Here is a 22,850-nt window from a genome sequence, read left to right on the forward strand (position 1 = left end):
CTCCCTTGTTCCCTGGCTGGGATTACTTGACGGCGATCGGGTTGATGGGGGAGCCGACTGCGCCGGTGATGGGAAGGGGCGCGGCAGTGAGCCAGAACTCGTACGCGCCGTCGGCCGCACAGTCCTCGGCAAGGGCGTCCAGGTCCCACATCTCCCCGATGAGCAGGCCGATGTTGGGTATGGCGACCTGGTGCAGCGGCTGGAAGGCGACGTCGAACTCGTTGGGCCGCACCTCGAAGCCCCAGGTATCGGTCGCGATCGCCGCGATCTCACTGCCGTGCAGCCAGCCGGCGGTGGTGAAGGAGAGGCCAGGGGCCGGACCGCCCGCGTAGTCGCCCCATCCGTCGCGGCGGGCGCGGGCCAACTGGCCGGTACGCACCAGGACGATGTCGCCGCGGCCGACGCTCACGCCCTGGGCCTCAGCGGTCGCTGTCAGGTGTTCCTCGGTGATGGCGAAGCCGTCGGGCAGTTCGCCGTTCTCGCCGATCCTGCGGCCGACGTCCAGGAGCACACCGCGTCCGGCGACATGCGGGGCCATGTGCTCGATGCCGGTGACCAGGTCGCCTTCGGAGGTGACGGTCTTCGCCGCGTCCCGGCCGTTCCACGCCTTGCCGTGGTCGAAGATGTGGCCGAGCCCGTCCCACTGGGTCGAGCACTGCAACGGCATCGCGATGACGTCGTCGGCACCACCGAGGCCGTGCGGGAAGCCCTGCAGGCCGAGTGCCGCGTCGGTGCCGGTGTCGAGCATGGTGTGCACCGGGTTGGTGCGGCGGCGCCAGCCCTTCTGGGGGCCGTTCATGTCGAAGCTCTGCGCCAGCGAGAAGCTGACGCCCCGGCGGATGAGTGCGGCGGCCTCCCGCCGCTTCGCCTCGTCCAGGAAGTTGAGGGTGCCGAGCACGTCGTCCTCGCCCCAACGTCCCCAGTTGGAGTACGCCTTCACGGCCTCGGCGATCGAGCCCTCGGGATCGGTGCGGTCGAGGCTCATGACGTCTCCGCGACACAGCGGGTGCGCTGAGCGCCGAGCCCTGTGACGGAGCCGTCCATGACGTCGCCGTCGCGCAGCAGCCGCCCCCAGTGCATACCGTTGCCGGCGGGGGAGCCGGTCAGTACCAGGTCGCCGGGCAGGAGCTGGGCTGTCTGCGAGGCGTGGGAGACCATGCGCGCGACGTCGAAGATCATGTCCTTGGTGGACTCGTCCTGCATGGTCTCGCCGTTGAGCTTCAGCGTGAGACGCAGGTCGTCGGTGGCCGCGACCGACTCGGCCGGCACGATCCAGGGGCCGAGCGGGGTGAACCCCGGGGCGTTCTTGCTGCGCAGCCAGTCGGTGCCGATCTGCGGCATGTCCCGGCGGAACACCGTGGCACGGTCGGTCAGGTCGTTGGCGATCGTGTAGCCGGCGACGTGGCCGAGAGCCTCGTCCACGGGCACCCGGTGGGCCGGACGGCCGATCACCGCCACCAGCTCCAGCTCCCAGTCAGGCTTCTCGGCCCACGCGGGGAGCACGACATCGTCGTACGGACCGGTGATCGAGCTCGGAAGGCCGATGAACACGTACGGCAGGTCCTCGTCCACCCGACGGTCCATGAGCTCCGCCGCCTCGGCGCGTCGCTCCTCGTCGGACCGGTCGTCGCCCGGGGCCCGGTGCGCGACATGCAGGTCGATGACGTGCTGCCGGTAGTTGGCACCCGACTGGAACACCTGCCGAGGCTCGACGGGGGCGTGCACACGGAAGCCCGACAGCGGCCCGCGCTCCGCACCGCCGTCCGCGGCCAGCGCGGTGAGCCGCGGGGAAGCCGTCTCCCAGTCCTCCAGGAGGCCGCGGACGGAGAGCGTCTCGTCACTGAAGGCGCTGCGCAGGTCGATCACTTGGGCGTCCGCCGTGACGAGCGCAGGGAACGCCGGCCCGTCCGCCGCCGAGAGCGTGGCGAGCGCGAACGGTCCGGCGAAGAGCGTGGATGCGGATGCAGGTTTCACGAACATGTCCTCCTGATTGCGGTGTGACTAATCTGGACCTCTCACACGTGATCAGGGAAATCGATTCTCTGGATGGCTGCCATCCATCACATCGATCCTCGCTGGTCGGCGCCTCACCGCAAGGAAAAGTCCTGTGAACCTGGCCCGCCTGGACCTCAACCTCGTCGTCGCCCTCCGGGCTCTGCTCGAGGAACGCAACGTCACCCGCGCCGGCGAACGCGTCGGGCTCAGCCAGCCCGCGATGAGCGCCGCCCTGGCCCGGCTGCGCCGCCATTTCGACGACGACCTGCTCGCTCGCGTAGGCAGCCACTACGAACTCACCGCGCTGGGCCAGGTCCTCCTTCACCGCACCTCCGCCGCCTACGAAGTGATGGAACGCCTCTTCGCCAGCCAGGCTCACTTCGACCCGGCCGGCGAAAGGCGCGAGTTCAAGCTTGTGGCATCCGACTACGCGGTCGCTGTGTTCGGCACCGAACTTGCCCGAGTCGTGCACGACGAAGCGCCGGGCATCCGGCTCCGCTTCACCCAGACCCCCTCCACGGTGGTCGAGGACACGGCCACGCTGCTGAGTACCACTGACGGGCTGCTCATGCCGCACGGCGTCATCAGCGACTTCCCGGCCACCGACCTCTATGAGGACCGCTGGGTCTTCCTCGTCGCCGATGACCACCCGAGCGTCGGTGACCAGCTCACCAGGAGCGATCTGGGACAGCTCCCGTGGGTCACCTACCAACGGACGTACGACGCCCCGGCCGTCCGTCAGCTCGGCATGCTCGGCATCGAACCCCGGGTGGAAGTATCCGTCGACAGTTTCCAGCTGCTTCCACTGCTCGTGGAGGGCACCCGGCGCATCACTCTGATGCAGGCCCGCCTCGCCCGCCTCCTCGCCCCTCTCGCTGCCGTTCGGGTGGTGGAGCCCCCTTACGAAGCGGTCCCCCTGCGTGAGGCACTGTGGTGGCACCCCGTGCACACGCACGACGCAGCGCACATCTGGTTGCGTGAGACGGCCGCCCGGGTGGGCCGGAGCCTGGCTGACACGCCCACGGCGGCCTCGTGAGGACTCGGGGCTCAACGCCTCCTGCGTGCACCCTCAGTGCGTGTCGAGGACGTGCCGCGGGAGCGGCCAGCCGGTGTAACCCTCGGCCAGATAGGCGCGACCGGCGTTCGACTCGACGACCGTGCGCAGCTCACCGAGCTGGCGCATGCGGTCGAAGTCGCTCGCTCCGGGGGGCACGTGAAGCATGCTGGTCATCCACCAGGAGAAGTGCTGTGCCTTCCAGACGCGCTGCCGTGCCGTTTCCGGGAAGGCGTCGAACAGGGCCTCACTCCGGTCGAGCAGCAGTGAGCGCAGCGCCTCGGTGAGCAGGACGACATCGGCGACGGCGAGGTTCATGCCCTTGGCGCCGGTGGGCGGCACGGTGTGGGCCGCGTCGCCGACAAGCACGACCCTTCCTCGGCGCATCTCGCGTGCGACGAAGCTGCGAAAGCGCAGTACGTCCCGCTGGAAGATGGGCCCCTGCAGGAGAGTCGTGCCGTGGACGCGGGACTGCAGGGTCTCCCACAGCTGCTCCTCGGTGTACGCCTCGGGGTCGGTCGCGGGGTCGCACTGGAAGTACATGCGCTGCACACCGGCACTGCGCCGGCTGATGAGCGCGAAGCCGTTCGGTGAGTTGCTGTAGATCAGTTCCTCGGCGCTGGGTGGTGCCTCGCACAGGATGCCGAACCAGGCGAACGGGTACTCCCGGAAGTCGCCGCCGTGCGTGCCCGTGACGGCCTGGCGGGCCACGCCGCGGGAGCCGTCCGCGCCGACCACGACGTCGGCCTCGATCTCGACCGTGTTCCCTTCGGCATCCTCGGCCACCACACGCGGCCGGTCCGTATCGGGGCCCTCCACGTGTGTGGCGGTCACTCCGAAGCGGAGGTCCTGGCCGGCGGTGAGGCGTGCCGCGACAAGGTCCTTCAGCACCTCGTGCTGGGGATAGAGCCACACCGCCCGGCCGACGGCCCCGGTGAAGTCGATCCGGTGGCCCTCCCCGTCGAAGCGCAGCTCTATACCCTCGTGCTTCTGCCCGGCCGTGAGGACCCGGTCGGACGCTCCCGTCGTGCTGAGGATCTCGACGGTGCCCTGCTCCAGGATGCCGGCCCGGATGGTGGTCTCGATCTCCGCGCGGCTGCGGGAATCGATGACGATCGACTCGATGCCGTGCCGGCCGAGCAGATGGGACAGCAGCAGGCCGGCGGGTCCTGCACCGATGATGGCGACGCGGGTGCGTTGGGGCATGTCGTCTCCTCGACAACTGGTGTGTGTGGCAGGGAGTCTGATGCCGGGCGGGCTCGGCTACCACCGGCATCGCCATTGAACGGGAACCGGATTTCCCGCGTCTCCCTCCCGGCTGGAGAGGGCAGCGCTCGACGGGGGACTACGGGCGGTGCGTGCCGAGCGCCGCGGAGATTCCCGAAGCCGCGACGCGCAGCTCCTCCACCGCAGGGGGAGCCGATGCCTCGTAGGGCAGTACGGCCGACAGTGCGGCGATCACCTGCCCGCGCCCTTCGCGTACCGGTACGGCGATGCCCGTGGACACGGTCTCGACGGTCCCCGGTGAAACGACCGCTCCGTCCCGGCGGATACCGGCCAGGATCCGGCGCAGCCGAGACGGATCGGTCACGGTCTCCGGGGACACCGCTTCGAGCGGGCCGGCGAGGACGCGTTCCTGCAACTCCTCGGTTCCGTAGGCGAGCAGGACGAGTCCTGCCGACGAAGCGTGCAGGGGGAGTCGTCCGGCGACCCGGGTGATGTTCGCGCCCGCGTGCGGATGGGACAGGCGCTCGACGAAGAGCGTCTCGTCGTTCTCCAGCACCGCGAGTTGTGTGTGTTCTCTGATGTGGGCCTGTACACGCTCCATGAACGGCAGCGCCGCCTGCCGCAGTCGCAGGGCGTGAGAACCGCGCATCGCCAGCTCCCACAGACGCATGCCCAAACGCACCCGCTGCTCCTCGTCCCGCTCCAGCAGCCCGCAGTCCACCAGGTCTGCCACGATCCGGTGCGCCGTGGACGAAGGCAGCCTCGCCCGGCGCCCGATCTCCGTAGCCGTCTGCACCGTCCGGTCTGTGTCAAACGTCTCCAGGACGCGCACGAGCCGCTCCGTGACCGAGTCTCCGGACCGTGAGTTGGCCATCACCCATCCTTGCTCTTGATCCCGGCCTGTGCGTCGCTCTTGATCCCGGCCTGTGCGTCGAAGCGCCGTCGAGCCGCTTCGATCTCGTCCAGGTACCGGCGGGTCCACGCGCACATGCCGTTGACCGTGTCGCGCAGGGCAGCGCCCGGCTCGGTGAGGCGGTAGTCGACGCGTGGCGGCACCTCGGCGTACACGGTTCTGTGCACCAGCCCGTCCCGTTCGAGCCCGCGCAGCGTCTGGGCGAGCATCTTGTGGCTGATGCCTTCCACCTCGTTCAGCAGCTCGGTGAACCGGAGGGTCTGCTGTCCCAGCACGTTGATGATCAGCAGCGCCCACTTGTTGGCCACACCGGAGAAGATCTCGCGGGCCAGGGAGTCGGCGCGCGTCACGTCCCCGTCCTCGGGTCCGCGCCTGGCCTGCTCGGTAACCATGAGGTGCCCCTCTCACCGCAAAGTGCGTTCTTCCGCACCAGAGCTTACGCACCTACGGTTCCCAAGTAACCACTGGAGACCATTGCCCGGCGCGCCAGCCCGTGGCTGAGAACACATGGAACCGCTCATGAGCATCCTGAAGACGTACGCCCGCTTGTGGACCGACGACCTGGACCAAGCGCTGCCGCTCCTTGCGGAACTCACCGGCGCGCAGCCGGAACTGCGGCTGGCGTTCCAGTCCGTGGAACTGGCCGCCATCGGCGACTTTCTCGTCATCGCAGGGCCGGCCGACGAGCGTGCGAAGTACGCGCATGCCTCCGCCACCGTGGTTGTCGAGGACCTCGACGCCCTGGCGACGACCCTGAAGGCCGCTGACGCCACCGTCACCACTCCCATGACGAGCGGCCCGACGGGGCGGTTCCTCTACGCCCGCCACGCCGACGGGTCGGAGGTCGAGTACGTCGAGTGGGTCCCGGAGCTGGTCCGGCGGCTCATCCACCAGTGACGATGCCGGGCTTGGACACCCAGCCGCGTTCACCGATCAGCGGCCAGCACCGCCGCGAGGCCCTCTTGCAGATCCTTGACGAAATACCCGGGAACCTCCAGCGACGGGAAATGCCCCCCGATTTCGGGTGTCGCCCACCGGACGATCTGTCGGTACCGCTCCTGGGTCCAGGGGCGCGGACACATGTTCTCGCTGTCGCGGGGATACATGGTGATCGCCGACGGGACGTCGACCCGGAGTCCGGGGTCCAGCGAGTTGGGAGTCTCGTAGTAGATGCGGGCCGACGACGCGCCGGTCCGCGTCAGCCAGTAGAGGGTGACGTCGTCGAGAACGCGGTCCATGGAAATCGTCTCGAACGGGCTGTCTTCGGTGTCCGACCACTCGGCGAACTTGTCCAGGATCCAGGCGAGAAGACCGACAGGTGAGTCGACGAGCGAGTAGCCGATGGTCTGCGGCCGGGTCGCCTGCTGCTTCGCGTACGCCCGGTGGTGGCGCCAGAAATCGCGGGATTCCTCGGTCCACTTGCACTCGGCGGCCGTGAGCCCGTCCGTTGTCAACCCGGGCGGCGCCTCCGCGAACAACGTGTGGATGCCCAGGACGTGCTCCGGGAACCTGCCGCCGAGAACCGTGGTGACACTGCCTCCCCAGTCGCCGCCATGGGCTACGAACCTGCTGTAGCCGAGCCTTGCCATCAGTTCCACCCATGCGGCCGCGATCTTCTCGATTCCCCACCCGGTGGTGGCCGGCTTGTCGCTGTAACCGAAGCCTGGCAGCGACGGGACCACGACGTGGAACGCCGGAGCGCCTGCGTCTTTCGGATCTGCCAGCTCGTCCACCACATCGATGAACTCGGCAATGCTGCCTGGCCAGCCGTGCGTCAAGATCAGCGGAGTGGCATCCGCGCGCGCGGACCGGCGGTGCAGGAAGTGGATTCCCAGATCATCGATGGTCGTGCGGAACTGGCCGATCCGGTTGAGGCGCTCCTCGAACGACCGCCAGTCGTACCCGGTGCGCCAGTAGTCCACGACATCGACGAGGTCGGCGAGAGGGACGCCCTGTCCCCATCGGCTGGGGCCGGGCGCGGCACGGTCGACCGTCTCGGCCTCCGGTAGCCGCGCCGCGGCCAGTCGCGCCCGCAGATCGTCGAGGTCGGCGTCGGTCGCGTGGGCTTCAAATGCTTGCACGTCGCTGGTGAGACGGGGCATGAGACCTCCTGGCCGTCGTGGAACCGGCTGCGACCCAACGCGAACCGGCTAAGACGGTTCTAGCAGTTCTCCGAGCCATGCTGCAACCCGCTAAGGTGGTTCCATGCCTGCTGGATTCCCTGACTTCCGCCTCGGTACCGTGCTGGCGACCAGCTTCACCGGGACTCTGTCGGAGCGTCGTGGCGACGCTGTGGAGCGCATTCCCACACCACACCGACTCGTCGACTGGCTGGCGGTGAACGGCCTTGCAGTGGCGTCCTGCACCACTGCCCAGCTCGACCTGGCCCGGGAGCTGAGGGAGGCGATTCACGCCGCCGCGACCGCGGCCGCGATCCAGGACGCTCTCCCTGCGTCTGCTGTCCGAGTCATCAATGACTGCAGCGCTCAGGGCCGGGCCGCGGCCATCCTGACGCCCGAGGGTGAGCGGCGATGGCTGCTCGGCTCGGCTTCCAGCGTGGAAGACGCCCTCAGCGTGATCGCCGCCGACGCGGTCAGCATCATCGCGGGCGAACGAGACGGAAAACTGGCCCTGTGCGCATCACCGACCTGTCGAGCCGCCTTCTTCGACACCAGCCAGAGTCGCACCCGCAAATGGTGTGACATGAACACGTGTGGGAATCGCCAGAAGAAGGCGCGCTTCAATGCCAACCAGCGCAAAGACCCCGGATCGGCGGAGTGATCGGCACCGGTGAACCCATTCATCGCGACCACTTCGACCCCAGCTGATAGGTCCGTCAGTGCCGCGGTGTGATCCGGCTACCTGGCCGACTCGATCAGACCGCTGAGCTCGTCCACGAAGGCCGCGCCCGCCTCCGGACCGCTGCTCCGGCCGAAGAGCACCTCCTCCGAGTAGCGGGTCAGGCTGTCCTCGACTGCGCTCGCGCCGTTCGGGAAGAGCGGCAGCGGGGCGCCGGCCAGGCTCTTCTCCATGCGTTCGATGTAGCGCAGGGCGGCGGTGTCGTCGGGAGCGAGGGTGGAAGCGATGCTCTCGCGGGTGCGGGCGGCGGCCGGGATGCCGCGCTCCGCGCCGAGCACCTTGGCGCACTGTTTGTCGCCGACCAGGAAGTTGACGAGGAGCGCGGCCTCCGCAGGATGCCTGGTCTGGGACGAGACCGACCAGTACATGCCGGGCTTCACGAACTGGTGGCGGCGTGGACTGCCGGGACGCGAGGGCAGGTCCACGAGTTCCAGCTGGTCACCGTCGGCCGCGGCCTTGTACGCGATGAGCTGGTTGCACCAGGACGGCGAGACGGCGACCTTGCCGGTGGCGATCGGCGACTGGTCCAGGGGCAGTACCTGGCTGTCGACGATGACGCCCGCAGTGGGCGCCGCTCCGTTCTCCGACCAGTTCCGTGTCATCTCCCACAGGGCGCCCAGGACCTTCGGGTCCACCGCGACGTTCCCGTCCCGGCCGAAGAGTTCCTGCCGGTGCTGGCGCGCCCACAGGATCGGGATGCCGGGGCCGCCGAGCGGGATCGCACCGTGCACCTTGCCGCCGGAGGCGCGAGTCACCTCGCTGCCGAACTTCTCCAGGTCCTCCCAGGTCCAGGACCGGGTGTCGGGGAGCCGCAGGCCGAGTGCGTCGATCGTGGTGCGGTTGACGAGCATGGCCATGGAGGTGACCGAGGCCGGGACACCGTACAGCCCGCCGTTGTGCCGTCCGGTGTCCAGCGTCTCCTCGGTGAACAGGGAGGCGTCGAAGTGCCCGGAGCGACCGAGGTCGAACAGTCCGCCGCGCTCCGCGTACGAGGCCAGGTAGGCGATGTCGTTCTGGATGACGTCGGGGGAGTTGCCGCCCGCCGCGGATGTGGCGAGCCGGTCCCAGTAGCCGTTCCAGTCGGCGAACTCCGCCTCGACCGTGATCCGCGGGTACTTCTTCTCGAACAGCGCGATGGCCTTGTGGGTGGCCTGATGCCGGGCGTCGCCGCCCCACCAGGTCATGCGCAGGGTGACCGGTCCGTCGGAGAGCCGGTCGGGACCGGTCGGCCCGCCGACGGAGCAGCTCGTCGTGGAGCCGGAGAGCGCGGCCCCGCCGGCCAGCGCGGCCAGCGCGCGGACCGCCGTGCGGCGGGACGGACGGATCGGTGAGGTGTGCTGTGGCATGTCTTCGGGCCTCACTTGATGCCGGTGGTGGCGATACCGCGGATCAGGTAGCGCTGGCCGACGGCGAAGGCGAGCAGCACCGGAAGCAGCGACACCACGTTCATCGCGAACATCGCGCCGTAAGAGGACTGGGACTGGGCGTCGATGAACGAGCGCAGTGCGACCGGGACGGTGTACAGCGCGGGGTCGGTCACGAACACCAGCTGGGTGAAGAAATCGCCCCAGGTCCAGATGAACGTGAAGATCGCGGCCGTGGCCAGGGCGGGCTTCATCAGCGGCAGGATGATCTGCAGGAAGATACGCGCGTGGCCCGCGCCGTCGATCCGCGCGGCCTCGTCCAGCTGGCGTGGCAGATTGCGGATGAACTGCACCATCAGGAAGACGAAGAACCCGTCCACGGCGAGGAACTTCGGCACGATCAGCGGCAGGAAGGTGTTGATCCAGCCGAGCTGCGCGAAGATCACGTACTGCGGGACGATCACGACGTGGATCGGCAGCATGATCGACATCAGCATGACGGCGAAGGTGGTACGGCGGAAGCGGAACGAGAGGCGCGCGAAGGCGTAGGCCGCCATCGAGCAGCTCAGCAGATTGCCGATGATCGCGCCGAGCGTGACGATCGCGGAGTTCAGCAGATAGGTGCTGAACGGGTGGGAGAGCGCGTTCCAGCCGTTGGTGTAGTTCTCGGGACTGAAGGTGTCGAGGAAGATGCCGGTGTCCGTGAAGATCCGGCCTTCGGGCCGCAGCGAGCTGACGGCCATCCACACCACGGGATAGAGCGCGATCACCACCATCGCGACCATGAGCACGTGTTTCCCGGCCCGGGCGAGAGGAGCACGGACGGGCTTCCCGGCCACCGGGCGCGCCGTGTCGGGCGGGGCCGGTGCGGGGGGCAGGGGCGGCTGCGCGGCCGTGTCAGTCGTCATAGAACACCCAGTACTTTGCGGCCCAGAAGTTGACAGCGGTGAAGGCCCCGATGATGACGAGGAGCAGCCAGGCCAGCGAGGAGGCGTAACCCATCAGGAAGGAACCGAAGCCTTCCTGGTACAGGTAGAGCGTGTAGAAGAGCGTCGAGTCGGCGGGCCCGCCTGTGCCACCGGAGACGATGAACGCCTGCGTGAACGACTGGAAGGAGTTGATGATCCCGAGCACCAGGTTGAAGAAGACGATCGGGCTCAGGAGCGGCAGCGTCACCGAGCGGAACTGCCGCCAGGTGCTCGCCCCGTCGATGGACGCGGCCTCGTAGTAATGCCGGGGTATCTGCCGCAGACCGGCCAGGAAGATCACCATCGGGGACCCGAACTGCCAGATGTGCAGCAGGATGATGGTGCTGAGCGCGGTGTCCGGATTCGAGATCCAGTTCTGGCCTGTGACGCCGAAGACCGCGAGCAGCCCGTTGAAGAGTCCGTCGTCGCCGAAGATCACGCGCCAGAGGACGGCGATGGCGACGCTGCCGCCGAGCAGGGACGGCAGATAGAGGGCCGAACGGTAGAACGACAGACCGCGCATTCCGCGGTCGAGCAGCATCGCGAGCGCCAGGGCGACCACGAGCTGGAGCGGCACGCCGATCAGGACGTAGGTGAACGTGACCCCGAGGGACTGGTGCAGCCGCCCGTCGTTGATCATCTTCACGATGTTGTCGAAACCGGTGAAGTTGGCGTCCTGGAGCAGGTTGTAGTCGGTGAACGCCAGGTAGAGCGAGACCAGCATGGGTCCGACGGTCAGCCCGATCATCCCCAGGAGCCAGGGCAGGAGGAAGATCGCGGCGGCCTTGTTGTCGCGCTCGGAGGCCCGTCGGCGCTTGCGTAGTTCCTTGCGTTCGTCACTGCGCAGGCGTGGCTTCCCACGCCGTTCGGTAGTCAGATGCTGCAGTTCGGCGAGGCTCATACAGGGGCTCCCTGGGGCGGCCGCATGGGGGCACAGGGGTGCGCGAGCAGGGGGTTGCAACGTTTCAGGGGGTTCATGTCGATGAACCGGGTTCAGTGGGCGAGTCTGCTGAACGTAGGGACCCGCGTGGTGCCGCGTCAAGAGTGGTGCACGGTCCGGCAGTTGTGTGTGCGGTGCCCGGCGTGGCCCTTGAGATGCTGATCGAGCGGCTGCGCCCGCGCAGTGGTGATTCAGCTCTCCTCGGGGAGCCGACCCGGCCGTTACCCCGCTGGATCGGCGCGGCGGAAGGCGCGTGTCGCGGTGGCGGTCTCCTCCGCGACGCCGGTGATCCGCACGGCGCCGTTGACCCGTACCCACACGGTGGCGGTGACGGGCTCGGCGACGCGCTCGGCGATGCCGGTGACCTGGAAGCTGATGCCGCCTCGCGCGACCTGCTCGGGGTGGATCGTCCGCGAGGGCGTCGAGCCTCACGCGGCAGCGGACTCGGCCTGCTCGGCGCCCGCTCTCGCGTCCAGGCCCTCACCGGTCGCCGGCCGCAGCACGGGCAGCTCAGGAAAGCATGCGAGCAGGCGAAGCCTCATGGCCTCACGTCGGCTCGGCACGCCGACTGCCCGGAGCCTGCCGGGAGGCCCGGGGAATCCGGATCGGAGGAGCGTGCCGGGGCTTGGCACTATCGGGCGATGAGGGCCATGACGGTCTTGCCGCCGGATGGCAGGCGGGTGACCGCTGTGGCGTGGGCGAGGCGGTTGACCATAGGCCAGCCGAAGCCTCCGGTGCCGCCGCTCAGGTCGGGGGTGCGCATACGAGGGCCCTGCGGGCAGCGGTCGTGCACGGCCACCTCGATGCCGTCCGGGTGCGTGTTCAGGTTCAGCGTGCAGGTGCCGCCGCCGTGGCGCAGGGCGTTGGTGACCAGCTCCGAGACGACCAGGATCACGCTGTCGGCGGCCTCGGCAGCGATCGGACGTACGAAACGATCGAGGAAGGCCCGGGCGGTCTCGCGTGCGTCGGCGACGGCTGTCGCGGAGCGGGCGGGTGTAACGGTGACGCTCATCGTGTTCATCAGGCCACCTGGTCTCTGCGTCGTCATGCCGGGTTCTACCTGGACGGTGCTCCTGCCCGGCCTACGCCCCGGCAAACCCTGCGGCATCGCTGCCCGAGGCCGGTTTCCTCATTACCGAACACGCGAAAATCTATGTCGGTCAGAGTAGACATTGGGCTCTGGTGTGGTTATGGTTTCTCTCGTAGCCAAGGAAGTCGGCAGGGCCCGGCAGAGACGAACTGCCAGGCAGTAGTACTTGGTTGCAGTGTGCAGGACGGTGCGGTGGCGGAGTTTCGAAGCCAGGGTTGTTGCAGGACGGCGACGGGACTGGCGACCGGACCGGGCGGCCCGCAGTCATCAGGGGCCGCCGTGAGCAGTACCCGTAAGAGTGGCTGGCGGCCGAAGACGGCGCCACGACAGGCCACGAAGCATGACGCAGCACCAGCAGTACGCAGTTGATCACCAGAGGGAAAGAACGGAGGAAACAGGCGCCATCAGGATCGCCCGGGCGGAATGGCAGGGCCCGGGTACCGCAGGACATCGATAGTGAGGTGGTCTCCGGTCAAGCAACCGCGATCCCCGCATCCCCGACAGCACTCCCGTCGGGTCAGCGGACACAGAAGGCCGGCGCAGTCGAAGGGCCGGCAGATGGTGTAGCAGTTCCTTCGGGGCCCTGGTGCCATAAGGCACCAGGGCCCCTCCAGTGCGTTCCACAGAGAGGTGCAATGCCCGCAGACGAGACCGTCGGCCGTCTCGACGACGACGACTACCCCGCCTACACCATGGGCCGGGCCGCCGAGATGCTCAACACCACTCAAGGCTTCCTCCGCGCCATCGGCGAAGCCCGCCTCATCACCCCGCTACGCTCCGCAGGCGGCCACCGCCGCTACTCCCGCTACCAGCTGCGCATCGCGGCCCGGGCCCGGGAACTCGTCGACCGCGGGACCCCGATCGAGGCCGCCTGCCGCATCGTCATCCTTGAGGACCAACTCGAGGAAGCCCAGCGCATCAACGCCGAATACCGCCGCGCCGACGCACCGTCGAATCCATCCGGTTCGGGCTGACGAAGATCTGCAACAGCAGATCCAGGAGCCGAGCAGGCGCACGCGCCTGCTCGGCCCTGACTGCCGGAACGCACCGCGGTTCGGCCACGGCCCGGGCAGGAGCTGCGGGGCTCTGTGTCCCGACTGACCGTCCTGGCACACGACGTGTGCCCCTTATCAGCCGCCCGCCCGGCGAACCGGGGTGTGCCGATCAGGGTGTCAGTGTGACCCGGGGCGCCCAATCGCCGTGCCGTGCCTGATCAGTCCCAAGCCCTGGCCGATGAAGAGCGGGTCAGCGGCGCCGGGCGGCCTCGGCCGCGGTGACCGCGGCGGTCAGCAGCTCGGCGTCGAACAGCGTGGCATCGCCGAGGCGGTGGGCGCCGGCATAGGAGTTCAGCATGGCCTTCGTGGTGCGCAGAGCCGTGGGGGAGCGGCGCAGCAGCGGCTTGGTCCAGCGGTCGACGGTGGCGTCGAGCTGGTCCTCCGGAACGACCTTGTGCAGGATGGCCAGTTCGGCGGCCCGGTTGGCGTCGAACCTGTCGGCGGTGAGCAGCAGCTCCCTTATCCGGGCGGCGCCCGTCTCGTACAGCATCCGGGCGGTGATTCCGCCCCAGGCCGGGGGTACGCCGAGTCCCAGCTCCGGTATCCGGTAGTGACTGGTGTCCGCTCCGACGCGCAGATCGCAGAAGACCGCGAGTCCAAGCCCTGCCCCCACGACGCCGCCGTGCAGCCGCGCGATGGTGACGACCCCGGTGTTCGCCAGCAGGTCGCACATGCGGCGCGCCTTGTTGGCGAGCGCGCGCATGCTCGCGTTGCCGGTCTCCGGGGAGAGCAGGGAGGGGAATTCGGTGCGGTCTCCGCCGAGGCAGAAGTCGGTGCCCGCGCCGGAGAGGACCAGGACGCGGGTAGTGGGATGGTCGTCCAGTGCGCCGAGGACGGCGAGGAGTTCGTCCAGGAGCAGTCCGGATATCGCGTTTCCGGTCTCCGGACTGTTCAACCGGACTTTCACCACCGCGTCGTCGTGCTCGATGTGCAGGGCCTTGAGATCATCGATCATATTTCTTGATTCCTGACGGACGGTTTCTGAAGACTGGGCACGATGAAACGGTTCCTCTCTTCGGTGCGGCCCGGTTCAGGCCGGTGTCACCATGAGGTGGTTGAGCCGGCGGAACGAAACCCGGGGCTCCCAGGCGGGCGGTTCGCTTATCCGCAGCCGGGGCAGCCGCCTGAGCATCGAGGTCAGCAGCAGGCCGCCTTCCAGCCGCGCCAGTGGCGCACCGAGGCAGTAGTGGATTCCGCTGCCGAAACCGAAGTGGGGCGGCTTACGGCGGACGTCGAACTTCTCGGGATCCTCGTACTGTCGCGGATCGTGCTGGGCCGCTCCCACCATCAACTGCACCATCTCGCCCTTGTGGACCAGGGTGCCGCCCAGCGCGATGTCGTGCGGAGCTGTCCTGCTGATCGCGTGTATCGCCGGGTCGTAGCGCAGGGTCTCGTCGACCACGTGCGAGATGTACTCGGGGTGGGTGCGCAGTCGCTCCAGCTGCTCGGGGTGTTCCAGCAGCAGTCGGACCATGCTGGACAGCAGGTGCTCCGTGGTCTCCAGGGCGGCGACGATCACGAAGACCGTCATGGAGTGCGCCTCGGCGTCGGCCTTCTCCCGGTCCGGTTCCAGCGTGTCCCAGGTCGCTATCCACGAGGAGACCGGGTCGTCCCCCGGCCTCGCGCGACGCTCCCGCACCAGTGCGGTGACGTACTCCTGGAGCCCGCGGGCCGCCGCGTCCGCCCGCGTGAGCTGGCTGGGGGACGGGAAGAACTCCTGGCTGAGAGTCTGGTCATTGGTCAGGGACCTGAGCCGGGAATAATCGCCTGACGGCAAACTCAGCCATTCCCCGATCGACCGGACGGGCAGCTCGTCGGCGACCAGGGAATTTAAGTCCGCAGGCCCCTTGAGCAACTCTTTCTCGAAGACGTCGAGCACCTTCTCGACATTCTTCGCTATCGAAATCTCTATTTCCGCCAGCTTTGTTCGGTCGAACATGTTGCCCGCCGAACGCCGCACTTTCGTATGGTGGGGCGGATTGAGCATGGGAAGTGATTTTGCAGTTTGCAGTGAGGCCGGTGTGTTCCAGCGCGCGGCATTGTCCTGCCCGGCCCTCCACCGGGCATCGGGTACCTGCCATGTTCTGCTCCGCATGACCTCGTCGCAGAGCGCGTACGAGGTGACGAGGTGTCCGCCCCAGGGGGAGGGGAAGATATCCCCGAGCTCCCTCAGTTCCGCGTAGAGGGGCCGGGGATTCGACTGGCCCTTCCCGGTACGTAGCCGGGAGAAAAGAGAGGCCACGGTGCGGCGGTCGACGGTTGCGGTCGGCAGGGTGGGTTCCACGAGAATCTTTCTCTCAAAGGATCACGTAAGGTTTCCAGCCCTGACTACCCCTCGGGCGGAACGCCCATGCGACTGCGATCACCCATGTGGTGTGGCGCATGTCACTCTTTCCACCAGGAGAGAAAGCTGCTCCAGAAATTCCCCCTTCGGGCCCGTCGCTGTTGTTCGCCCGCCGGAGTTTCCGCTGCGGAACGGGCATCGGCGGAAAAGCGTGCGGCGGCCGAACTCTCCCTGCGTACCGGGGTGAACCGGGCGGGCAGCGAGGTCAGCGCGCGGTGTAGCGGACCCGGCCGCCACGTCAGCGATTCGACCGGGACGCTCAGCTCGATGTCCGGCAGTTTGTTGAGGAGCTTCTCGATCGTCAGAATCGAGATGAGCAGCGCCGGGTCCTTGGCGGGGCACGCGTGCGGGCCCGCACCCCAGGCCAGATGGGCGCGCTTGCTGAGTGTCTGACGGCTCGTCGAGAGGCTCGGGTCGCTGTTGGCGGCGGCGAAGCTGATGAGGACGGGGTCCCCGGCGTTCAGCTTCGTCCCGGAGAGCTCGACGTCGTGCACCGGATAGTGGCCGGCCCAGTTGGCTATGGGCGGGTTGTTCCAGAGCACGTCGTTGATGGCGTCCTCGACCAGCAGGCTCCCGCCGTACTGGCCGCCCGCGTACTTGTCGTCGGACAGCAGGAGCCGCAGCGCGTTGCCGATGAGGTTCTGGGTGGGCTCGGCGCCGCCTCCGATCAGCGTCATGATCTCGGAGATCAGTTCCTCGTCCGTCAGGCGGCCCGGGTGCTGCATCAGCCAGGAGGTGACGTCGTCACCGGGCTGAGCGCGCTTCAGGGCGATCAGCTCCATCAGCGTCTCGGTCAGCAGCGCGATGGCCTTGTCCGCCTCGATGCCGTCCATCAGGCTGGAGATGCTGAAGACCAGCTGGTCGCCCAGCTCCGCGGGGCAGCCGAAGAGCTCGTTGAAGACCAGCAGCGGCACCAGCTGGGCGTAGTCGGCGACCAGATCAACCCGACCCCGGCCGTTGAACTCGCTGATGAGGTAGTCGGCGACCCGGTCGACGTGCCGGCTCAGCCGGTGCGTGTCGATCCGTGCGAACGTCTCGGTCACGACCTGGCGGTGCCTCATGTGCGCGGCGCCGTCGGAGTAGAGCGAGTTCGGCCGGTACAACATCATGGGGACGATCGCGCTGTCCAGGGGGACCTCGCCCGCGTTGAGCGCGCGCCAGCGCCGCGCGTCCCGGACGAAGGTCTCCGGATTCTGCAGGACGTGCAGCGCCGCCGCATAGTCCGTGACCAGCGAGGCGTGCACACCGGGCGACAGCTCGACGGGCGCGGCGGGGCCGAACGTCCGCAGGTACTCGTAGAAGCCGTGCGGATCGGCGGCGAACTCGGGGCCGTACAGGGGAACACCGCTGCCGTGTGCGGGGCATCCCGGTGGCGGTGCGGGGAAGTCCGAGGGGGATTGCATGGGGGTCGAGCTCCTAGTTGAGGCGTGACTGGAGGTAACGGACGAGCGTGATCAGTGCGTTCGCGGAGGAACGCTGATCGCGGGCGTCGCAGCTGACGAGAGGTGTCTCGGGCAGCAGGTCAAGTGCCTCCCGGATCTCCTCGTCCGCGTGATCGGGGCGATCGCCGAAGCGGTTCACGGCGATGGTGTACGGAATCCCGTAGTGCTCGACCAGGTCCATCACGGGGAAGGACTCGTCGAGGCGCTCCGGGTCCACCAGCACCAGCGCCCCGAGCGCACCGCGCGAGATGTCCTCCCAGACCTGTACGAACCGCTGCTGCCCCGGCGTCCCGAAGAGGTAGAGCACCAGCTCCTCGCTGAGCGTGAGCCGGCCGAAGTCCATCGCGACCGTGGTCGTGGTCTTGTCGGTCGTGCCCTTGAGGTCGTCGATCCCCTCGCCCGCCCGCGTCATGACCTCTTCGGTGCGCAGTGGCGGAATCTCGGACATCGTTGCGATGAACGTGGTCTTGCCCACAGCGAAGTGCCCGACCACCAGGATCTTCGCTGCGGTCTGCACCGATTCCCGGAGATAGACACCGTCATCCAAATCGGGCTTGAAGGCCATGCAGCACCTGCTCCAATATGTTCCGGTCGACGAGTTTCGCGGCGGGTATCGGGGCCCGCGTGACGAGGTGCCCGCCCTGGGTGAGATCGGACAGCAGAATCTTGACGACGCCGACGGGGAACTGGGTGTGCCCGGCGATCTCGGCCACCGACAGGTGTCCCCCCGAGCACAGCTCCAGAAGACGCCGTTTCTCCGGGGCGAGATGCTGTACTGCCGGTGAGTCCTGAGCGGTCGTCACCAGGGTGATCAGCGAGAACGTGTCGTCGTCCAGGAGACTGCGGCCGTTGGTGATGACATAGGCCGGGACTAAGGGGGTGGGGGGCTGTTCCTGTTCAGGCTCGTCCGGTGTCGTCATGCCTTGGTGCCGTCAATCTCGCGAGGGGGCGTGGACAGGGCCTTGCCCAGCTGTCCGACGAGCTGCTGCATGCGGAACGTGATCTCGGCCATGTCGACGTCGGGCGTCGCGGAAACCGCGAGATAGGCGCCCTCGCCGGCGGAGATGAGGAAGACCCAGCCGTGGTCGAACTCCACCAGGGTCTGGCGCCACTGACGGTGCCGGCTTTCCGGTGTGCCGCAGAAGTCGACCACCGTCCGGCTCAGCGACTGGATTCCGCTGATGGCCGCGGCGACGGTGTCGGCCTGGTCCTTACCGACGCCCTTCGAGCGTGCCATGAGAAGACCGTCGGCGGACACGAGAAGGGCGTGCTGCGCCTCGGGCACTTCCAGGGCACTGTCAAGCATCCATGACAGGTCGTAATTCACTGAGTCTCAGGCCCTTCGCTGCTTGCGTTGGTGGAACGGCGGCCGGACTGTGTTCCGCGCTGGAACGCGCCCATGACGGAAGCGGCCTGTTCGCTGGAACGAGCCGGTACGTCCGTCGGGTCGACGGCCGGCACGATGGATATCGCGCCTCTGCGCCGCCGTTTGGGCAGACCTCCCGGGGTGGTCGAGGAGGCCACCGGGCTCTCCTCGGGCGGCATCGAGGGGGGTACGGCCACCGTGGGGGACTCCTTGGGCTCGGGCTCGGGCTCGGGCGCCTGGATGGTGGTGAGGAGATCCTCCGGAAGCAGCACGACTGCTCGCACACCGCCGTAGGGGGAGGTCGAGTCCACGGAGACGGTGAAGCCGTACCTGGCGGCGAGGACGCCGATCACGGTGAACCCGAACTGCGGCGGGTTCCCCAGCCCCGAGACACCGGGGGAGCGCTCGCTCGAAAGGAGCTTCGCGGCCCGCTCCTTCTCCTCCTCGTTCATGCCGACACCGGCGTCGTCGACGATGATGCAGACGCCCTTGGGTACGGGGCGGATGTTGATCTCGATCACCGTTTCCGGCGCGGAGTAACTGGTTGCGTTGTCCAGCAGCTCGGCCAGGGTCAGCGCGACCGGTTCGACGGCGCGGCTGGCGATCGCGAAGTTCGTCTGGGCCCGGATTTCCACACGGGTGAAGTAGCGGATGCGCCCCTTCGCGCTCCTGACCACGTCATAGAGCGATGCGGCGGCGCGCTGCCTGCCGAGCCAGCCGTCGCAGAGCACGGCGATGGACTGGGCGCGTCGGGCGAACTGCGAGTTCATGTGGTCGATATCAAGGAGGTCTTGGAGGATCTGGAGTTCCCCGTACTTCTCCTGCAGCTTCGTGATCGCCAACTGCTGTTCGCCGGCGAGGCCCTGAAGCGTACGCATGGCCGACTTCAGCGCGGTCTTCGTCGCTTCCTCGGCCCGGTCCTTGGCTTCTTCGACGGCCTCCGTGTAGTGATTTTCGAGATTCGCGTAGTGAGTGTTCAGCTCCTCCTTGTCTCTGTGTAGCTCGGATATCCTCTTCCTGCCGTGGGATATCGCGATGACTGCGACAAGAATTCCAGCGATCAGAACCCAAAAAACTGGATCCTGGAGGTATTGCGTCATAAGGCTCTCTTCGGGCGACTTGGCCACCGGATACTGAATGTCCGGCGGGTGCGGTCGAGTACGTCCCCGGTCACAGGTGTCCTGTACCCACAGATATGTGGGGTCGGTCGCGCATGCTCGCCTGGCCGGACAGTTTTGAGGGGCTTGGCTGATGGCATAGGTCTCCCCCGGGGGGTGGCGGATTCTGGGCCGATGCGCTGACTTTCCAGTGATGCCATAGCGGGTTCCTCGCCGCTTGGCAAGCTCGATGATCGTATCACCACGGGGGGATCGGATCGTGGGTCGATCTGTTCCTTTTCAGTCACCTGACGGCTATTCAGCGGCGTTGCTGGTTTGGGGTAATTGGTGAGCGTTGCGGGTCGCGGGGATACGACGTGAGACCGGGGCGTTGCCTCTTTTTCGGGCGAATCATCCCCCTTGATCGTGCCTCGGAGCACTTGCCAGGGGCACGGTCGTGGGGAAACGGTGTGGACCCGGTGCGGATGTGGCGGACCCCGGCATGACGTCTGGCCGGGTCGAGCCGCGTGTGGATGAGCGTGATGGTGTGCGGAGCGCGGTTGAGGCTGCCGGTCACCGCTGCGGTTGATCCGGTGGCGGTCCGTGACCCTGGAAGAGGCCATCCTCGGCCTCGGCTTGCAGCGCTCGAACGCGCTGGGCGGTGGACCTCGGAGCCCGGACCGACGTGCGGTGTCCGGGCAAAGGATTCAGCGGGCCGAGCGTCCGGGCGTTGACCGGTTCAGCTCCGCTCGCGCGGAGAGCGCGAGATCCAGCTGTTCCGCGCGCACAATGGTCGAGGCTCTGGCAGAGGCCATGATGCCGTTGAAGGATATGGAAGCTGTACCGCCCTGGCAGCCGGCCCCGTCGAGATACGTGCGAGCCTGAAACCGCTGGCCATTGAGTCCATTGTGGGTGATGGAGAACGCGGCCCTTCGACCCCGGGCCGCCGACGCAGAACTCCGTGCGTTCCCCGAAGCCCTGGTGGGCGGTGTCATGGGACACGATCTGCGCGTGGGCGTCGCAGTCCTTGATGAGGGCCGAGAGTTCGAGAAGGGCGAAGACGTCGTGGCGGTGGACCGCGCCGTCACCGCCGGCGTCCCGGTTGACCGGCCGAGTGCGGCGCTGATGCCGGCGGCTATGAGGCCGAGCACGATGTTGCGGATGTCGTCAGTCATGAGCGGGCATGTCAGCGGTCCCTTCGGACGCGTGGCCGAGGCGGTCCTGACGATACGGGCGATGCGGCGTTACCCTGCGCGGACGATTCTTCACAGGAGGTACGGATGCGTCATTCCGTCGGCCGGAATGTGTCGTTCCCCATCGTGATCGCTGTCATCGGCTCGCTCGGCGCCGCGGCACCCGCCGCCTCGGCACCACCCGTACCGCCGCCCAAGTCGCCGGTGGCGGTGGGATACGGAGGAGCCGTGTCGAGCGTCGACGCGGATGCCTCGGCGGCAGGTGTCGAGGTGCTCCGCAAGGGAGGCAACGCCGTCGACGCGGCCGTCGCCACCGCCGCCGCGCTCGGCGTCACCGAGCCCTACTCGGCGGGTATCGGAGGCGGCGGGTACTTCGTCCACTACGACGCCGCGACGGGCAGAGTCCAGACCGTCGACGGCCGAGAGACCGCACCCCGCAGCGCGGACTCCTCGCTCTTCCTGGAGGACGGGAAGCCGATCGCCTTCGGTGACGCCGTCACCAGCGGGCTCGGGGTCGGCACCCCCGGCACGCCCGCCACCTGGGAGAAGGCGCTGGACGCCTGGGGCAGCAAGCCCCTGCGGCGGCTGCTCGAACCGGCCGAGCGGCTGGCGCGCGACGGATTCGTCGTGGACGAGACCTTCCGGTCCCAGACCGCCTCCAACCAGGAGCGGTTCGCCGACTTTCCCGCGACCGCCGAACTCTTCCTGCCCGGCGGAGAGTTGCCGGTGACCGGATCGGTCTTCAAGAACCCCGACCTCGCCCGTACGTACAGGACGCTCGGCCGTGAGGGCGTCGACGAGCTGTACAGGGGCGAGCTGGCCCGGGACATCGTGTCGACCGTACGCAAACCGCCCGTGGACCCGGCGGCGAGGCGGGTGGTGCGTCCGGGAGATCTGACGACCGGGGACCTGAAGGGCTACCGCGCACTGCGTCAGGCCCCGACGAAGACCGGTTACCGGGGACTCGACGTGTACGGCATCGCGCCGTCCTCCTCGGGGGGTACGAGCGTGGGTGAGGCCCTCAACATCCTTGAGTCGACGGACCTTTCGAAGGCGAGCGAGACGCAGTACCTGCACCGTCTCATCGAGGCGAGCAGGATCGCGTTCGCCGACCGGGGCCGCTGGGTCGGCGACCCCGCGTTCGAGGACGTCCCGACGAGGGGGCTGCTCAGCCAGCGCTTCGCCGACTCGCGCGAGTGCCTCATCAAGGACGACGCGGTGCTCACCAGCCCGCTCGCCCCGGGCGACCCGCGCGATCCCGCCGCCTGTTCCACCGAGGGCAGGGCCGCCCCGACGACGTACGAGGGCGAGAACACGACGCATCTGACGACCGCCGACAAGTGGGGCAACGTCGTCGCCTACACCCTGACGATCGAGTCGACGGGCGGCAGCGGTATCACCGTGCCCGGGCGGGGCTTCCTGCTCAACAACGAGCTGACCGACTTCTCGTTCGCACCTGCCGATCCCGCGGTGCACGACCCGAACCTGCCGGGCCCGGCCAAGCGTCCGCGTTCGTCGATCTCGCCGACCATCGTGCTGGAACACGGAAAGCCCGTGCTGGCTCTGGGATCGCCGGGCGGTGCCACGATCATCACCACCGTCCTGCAGTCGCTCATCGGGCACGTGGACCGGGGGCTGCCGCTGGTCGACGCGATCGCCGCGCCACGCGCGAGCCAGCGGAACGCGGCCACGACCGAGATCGAGCCGGGGCTGTGGGACAGCCCGGTGCGCGGGGAGCTGGAGGCGCTCGGACACGTGTTCAAGGCGAACCCGGAGATCGGGGCGGCCACCGGCGTCCAGCGGCTCCCGGACGGGCGCTGGCTCGCGGCGGCGGAAAAGGTGCGGCGGGGCGGTGGCTCGGCCATGGTGGTGCATCCGAGCGGGCGTTCGTGACCGCTCGGCAGCAGCAGTGGCCTCGGGGCCGGTATGTCGCGTCAGCCGCG

General features: G+C 68.1%; 22 protein-coding genes and 1 pseudogene. 5 read left to right on the forward strand and 18 right to left on the reverse strand.

Annotated elements, in window-relative coordinates; all coding sequences use genetic code 11:
- Window positions 1–22: 22 nt before the first annotated feature.
- Window positions 23–985 (reverse strand): cyclase family protein, encoded by a 963-nt coding sequence (locus ACIREO_RS37510; protein ID WP_404118949.1) that lies wholly within the window; start codon window positions 983–985, stop codon window positions 23–25.
- A complete protein-coding gene (locus ACIREO_RS37515) occupies window positions 982–1,980 on the reverse strand; it encodes a fumarylacetoacetate hydrolase family protein (RefSeq protein WP_404118952.1) in 999 nt (332 codons plus the stop codon). The genes ACIREO_RS37510 and ACIREO_RS37515 overlap by 4 nt, the downstream gene beginning before the upstream one ends.
- Window positions 1,981–2,107: 127 nt before the next feature.
- Here ACIREO_RS37515 and ACIREO_RS37520 point away from each other — a divergent pair, with 127 nt between their 5' ends.
- Window positions 2,108–3,031, forward strand: a complete 924-nt coding sequence (locus ACIREO_RS37520; protein ID WP_404118954.1) for a LysR family transcriptional regulator — start codon at window positions 2,108–2,110, stop codon at window positions 3,029–3,031.
- Window positions 3,032–3,064: 33 nt separating this feature from the next.
- Here the strand turns inward: ACIREO_RS37520 and ACIREO_RS37525 are convergent, their stop codons facing one another.
- The 3 genes from ACIREO_RS37525 to ACIREO_RS37535 all read right to left on the reverse strand — a co-directional run bounded on the left by ACIREO_RS37525 (window position 3,065) and on the right by ACIREO_RS37535 (window position 5,581).
- Window positions 3,065–4,255: a 4-hydroxybenzoate 3-monooxygenase gene (locus ACIREO_RS37525; RefSeq protein ID WP_404118956.1), complete on the reverse strand. Its 1,191-nt coding sequence runs from the start codon at window positions 4,253–4,255 to the stop codon at window positions 3,065–3,067.
- 139 nt (window positions 4,256–4,394) lie between these two features.
- Window positions 4,395–5,150 carry an IclR family transcriptional regulator gene (locus ACIREO_RS37530; RefSeq protein ID WP_404118959.1) on the reverse strand — a complete coding sequence of 252 codons (756 nt, stop codon included), beginning with the start codon at window positions 5,148–5,150 and terminating at the stop codon, window positions 4,395–4,397.
- Window positions 5,150–5,581: a winged helix-turn-helix transcriptional regulator gene (locus ACIREO_RS37535; protein ID WP_404118961.1), complete on the reverse strand. Its 432-nt coding sequence runs from the start codon at window positions 5,579–5,581 to the stop codon at window positions 5,150–5,152. The genes ACIREO_RS37530 and ACIREO_RS37535 overlap by 1 nt, the downstream gene beginning before the upstream one ends.
- Before the next feature lie 127 nt (window positions 5,582–5,708).
- Between ACIREO_RS37535 and ACIREO_RS37540 the strand changes: the two genes are divergently transcribed.
- A complete protein-coding gene (locus tag ACIREO_RS37540; protein ID WP_404118964.1) occupies window positions 5,709–6,086 on the forward strand; it encodes a VOC family protein in 378 nt (125 codons plus the stop codon).
- 29 nt (window positions 6,087–6,115) lie between these two features.
- On the opposite strand, the gene ACIREO_RS37545 is transcribed toward ACIREO_RS37540, so the two are convergent.
- Entirely contained in the window at window positions 6,116–7,291 is a 1,176-nt protein-coding gene (locus tag ACIREO_RS37545; RefSeq protein ID WP_404118967.1) for an epoxide hydrolase family protein, read from the reverse strand.
- A 103-nt stretch (window positions 7,292–7,394) separates the two neighbouring features.
- Here ACIREO_RS37545 and ACIREO_RS37550 point away from each other — a divergent pair, with 103 nt between their 5' ends.
- A complete protein-coding gene (locus ACIREO_RS37550) occupies window positions 7,395–7,970 on the forward strand; it encodes a CGNR zinc finger domain-containing protein (RefSeq protein WP_404118970.1) in 576 nt (191 codons plus the stop codon).
- Window positions 7,971–8,047: 77 nt separating this feature from the next.
- On the opposite strand, the gene ACIREO_RS37555 is transcribed toward ACIREO_RS37550, so the two are convergent.
- From ACIREO_RS37555 to ACIREO_RS37570, 4 genes are all read right to left on the reverse strand, one after another.
- Window positions 8,048–9,394 (reverse strand): ABC transporter substrate-binding protein, encoded by a 1,347-nt coding sequence (locus tag ACIREO_RS37555; RefSeq protein ID WP_404118972.1) that lies wholly within the window; start codon window positions 9,392–9,394, stop codon window positions 8,048–8,050.
- An 11-nt stretch (window positions 9,395–9,405) separates the two neighbouring features.
- The gene (locus ACIREO_RS37560; RefSeq protein ID WP_404118974.1) at window positions 9,406–10,320 is read right to left on the reverse strand and encodes a carbohydrate ABC transporter permease; all 915 of its coding nucleotides are present in this window, start codon (window positions 10,318–10,320) and stop codon (window positions 9,406–9,408) included.
- The gene (locus tag ACIREO_RS37565) at window positions 10,310–11,281 is read right to left on the reverse strand and encodes a carbohydrate ABC transporter permease (RefSeq protein WP_404118976.1); all 972 of its coding nucleotides are present in this window, start codon (window positions 11,279–11,281) and stop codon (window positions 10,310–10,312) included. The genes ACIREO_RS37560 and ACIREO_RS37565 overlap by 11 nt, the downstream gene beginning before the upstream one ends.
- 670 nt (window positions 11,282–11,951) lie before the next feature.
- Window positions 11,952–12,341 carry an ATP-binding protein gene (locus ACIREO_RS37570; RefSeq protein WP_404118979.1) on the reverse strand — a complete coding sequence of 130 codons (390 nt, stop codon included), beginning with the start codon at window positions 12,339–12,341 and terminating at the stop codon, window positions 11,952–11,954.
- Window positions 12,342–13,045: 704 nt separating this feature from the next.
- Here ACIREO_RS37570 and ACIREO_RS37575 point away from each other — a divergent pair.
- Window positions 13,046–13,384, forward strand: coding sequence for a MerR family transcriptional regulator (locus ACIREO_RS37575; protein WP_404118981.1), 339 nt, complete (start codon window positions 13,046–13,048; stop codon window positions 13,382–13,384).
- Window positions 13,385–13,655: 271 nt separating this feature from the next.
- Here ACIREO_RS37575 and ACIREO_RS37580 read toward each other — a convergent pair whose 3' ends face one another.
- The 8 genes and pseudogenes from ACIREO_RS37580 to ACIREO_RS37615 form a co-directional block, all read right to left on the reverse strand.
- Window positions 13,656–14,420, reverse strand: a complete 765-nt coding sequence (locus tag ACIREO_RS37580) for an enoyl-CoA hydratase/isomerase family protein (RefSeq protein WP_404118984.1) — start codon at window positions 14,418–14,420, stop codon at window positions 13,656–13,658.
- A 75-nt stretch (window positions 14,421–14,495) separates the two neighbouring features.
- Window positions 14,496–15,749: a cytochrome P450 gene (locus ACIREO_RS37585; RefSeq protein WP_404118987.1), complete on the reverse strand. Its 1,254-nt coding sequence runs from the start codon at window positions 15,747–15,749 to the stop codon at window positions 14,496–14,498.
- 101 nt (window positions 15,750–15,850) lie between these two features.
- Window positions 15,851–17,212 (reverse strand): cytochrome P450, encoded by a 1,362-nt coding sequence (locus tag ACIREO_RS37590; RefSeq protein ID WP_404118989.1) that lies wholly within the window; start codon window positions 17,210–17,212, stop codon window positions 15,851–15,853.
- Window positions 17,213–17,225: 13 nt separating this feature from the next.
- A complete protein-coding gene (locus ACIREO_RS37595; RefSeq protein ID WP_404118992.1) occupies window positions 17,226–17,816 on the reverse strand; it encodes a GTP-binding protein in 591 nt (196 codons plus the stop codon).
- Window positions 17,791–18,171: a DUF742 domain-containing protein gene (locus ACIREO_RS37600; RefSeq protein WP_404118995.1), complete on the reverse strand. Its 381-nt coding sequence runs from the start codon at window positions 18,169–18,171 to the stop codon at window positions 17,791–17,793. Before ACIREO_RS37600 ends, ACIREO_RS37595 begins: the two co-directional genes overlap by 26 nt.
- On the reverse strand, window positions 18,168–18,578 hold the full coding sequence (locus tag ACIREO_RS37605) for a roadblock/LC7 domain-containing protein (protein ID WP_404118997.1): 411 nt from the start codon (window positions 18,576–18,578) through the stop codon (window positions 18,168–18,170). The genes ACIREO_RS37600 and ACIREO_RS37605 overlap by 4 nt, the downstream gene beginning before the upstream one ends.
- Window positions 18,575–19,717, reverse strand: a complete 1,143-nt coding sequence (locus ACIREO_RS37610) for an ATP-binding protein (RefSeq protein WP_404119000.1) — start codon at window positions 19,715–19,717, stop codon at window positions 18,575–18,577. Before ACIREO_RS37610 ends, ACIREO_RS37605 begins: the two co-directional genes overlap by 4 nt.
- 909 nt (window positions 19,718–20,626) lie before the next feature.
- Window positions 20,627–20,889 (reverse strand): annotated as a pseudogene (locus ACIREO_RS37615) (hypothetical protein); the annotation flags it as partial.
- A 105-nt stretch (window positions 20,890–20,994) separates the two neighbouring features.
- Between ACIREO_RS37615 and ggt the strand changes: the two are divergent.
- Window positions 20,995–22,800 (forward strand): gamma-glutamyltransferase, encoded by a 1,806-nt coding sequence (gene ggt / locus ACIREO_RS37620; RefSeq protein ID WP_404119003.1) that lies wholly within the window; start codon window positions 20,995–20,997, stop codon window positions 22,798–22,800.
- Window positions 22,801–22,850 lie beyond the last annotated feature (50 nt).

This window comes from Streptomyces sp. NPDC102441 (genome assembly GCF_044765585.1).
Lineage (GTDB): Bacteria > Actinomycetota > Actinomycetes > Streptomycetales > Streptomycetaceae > Streptomyces.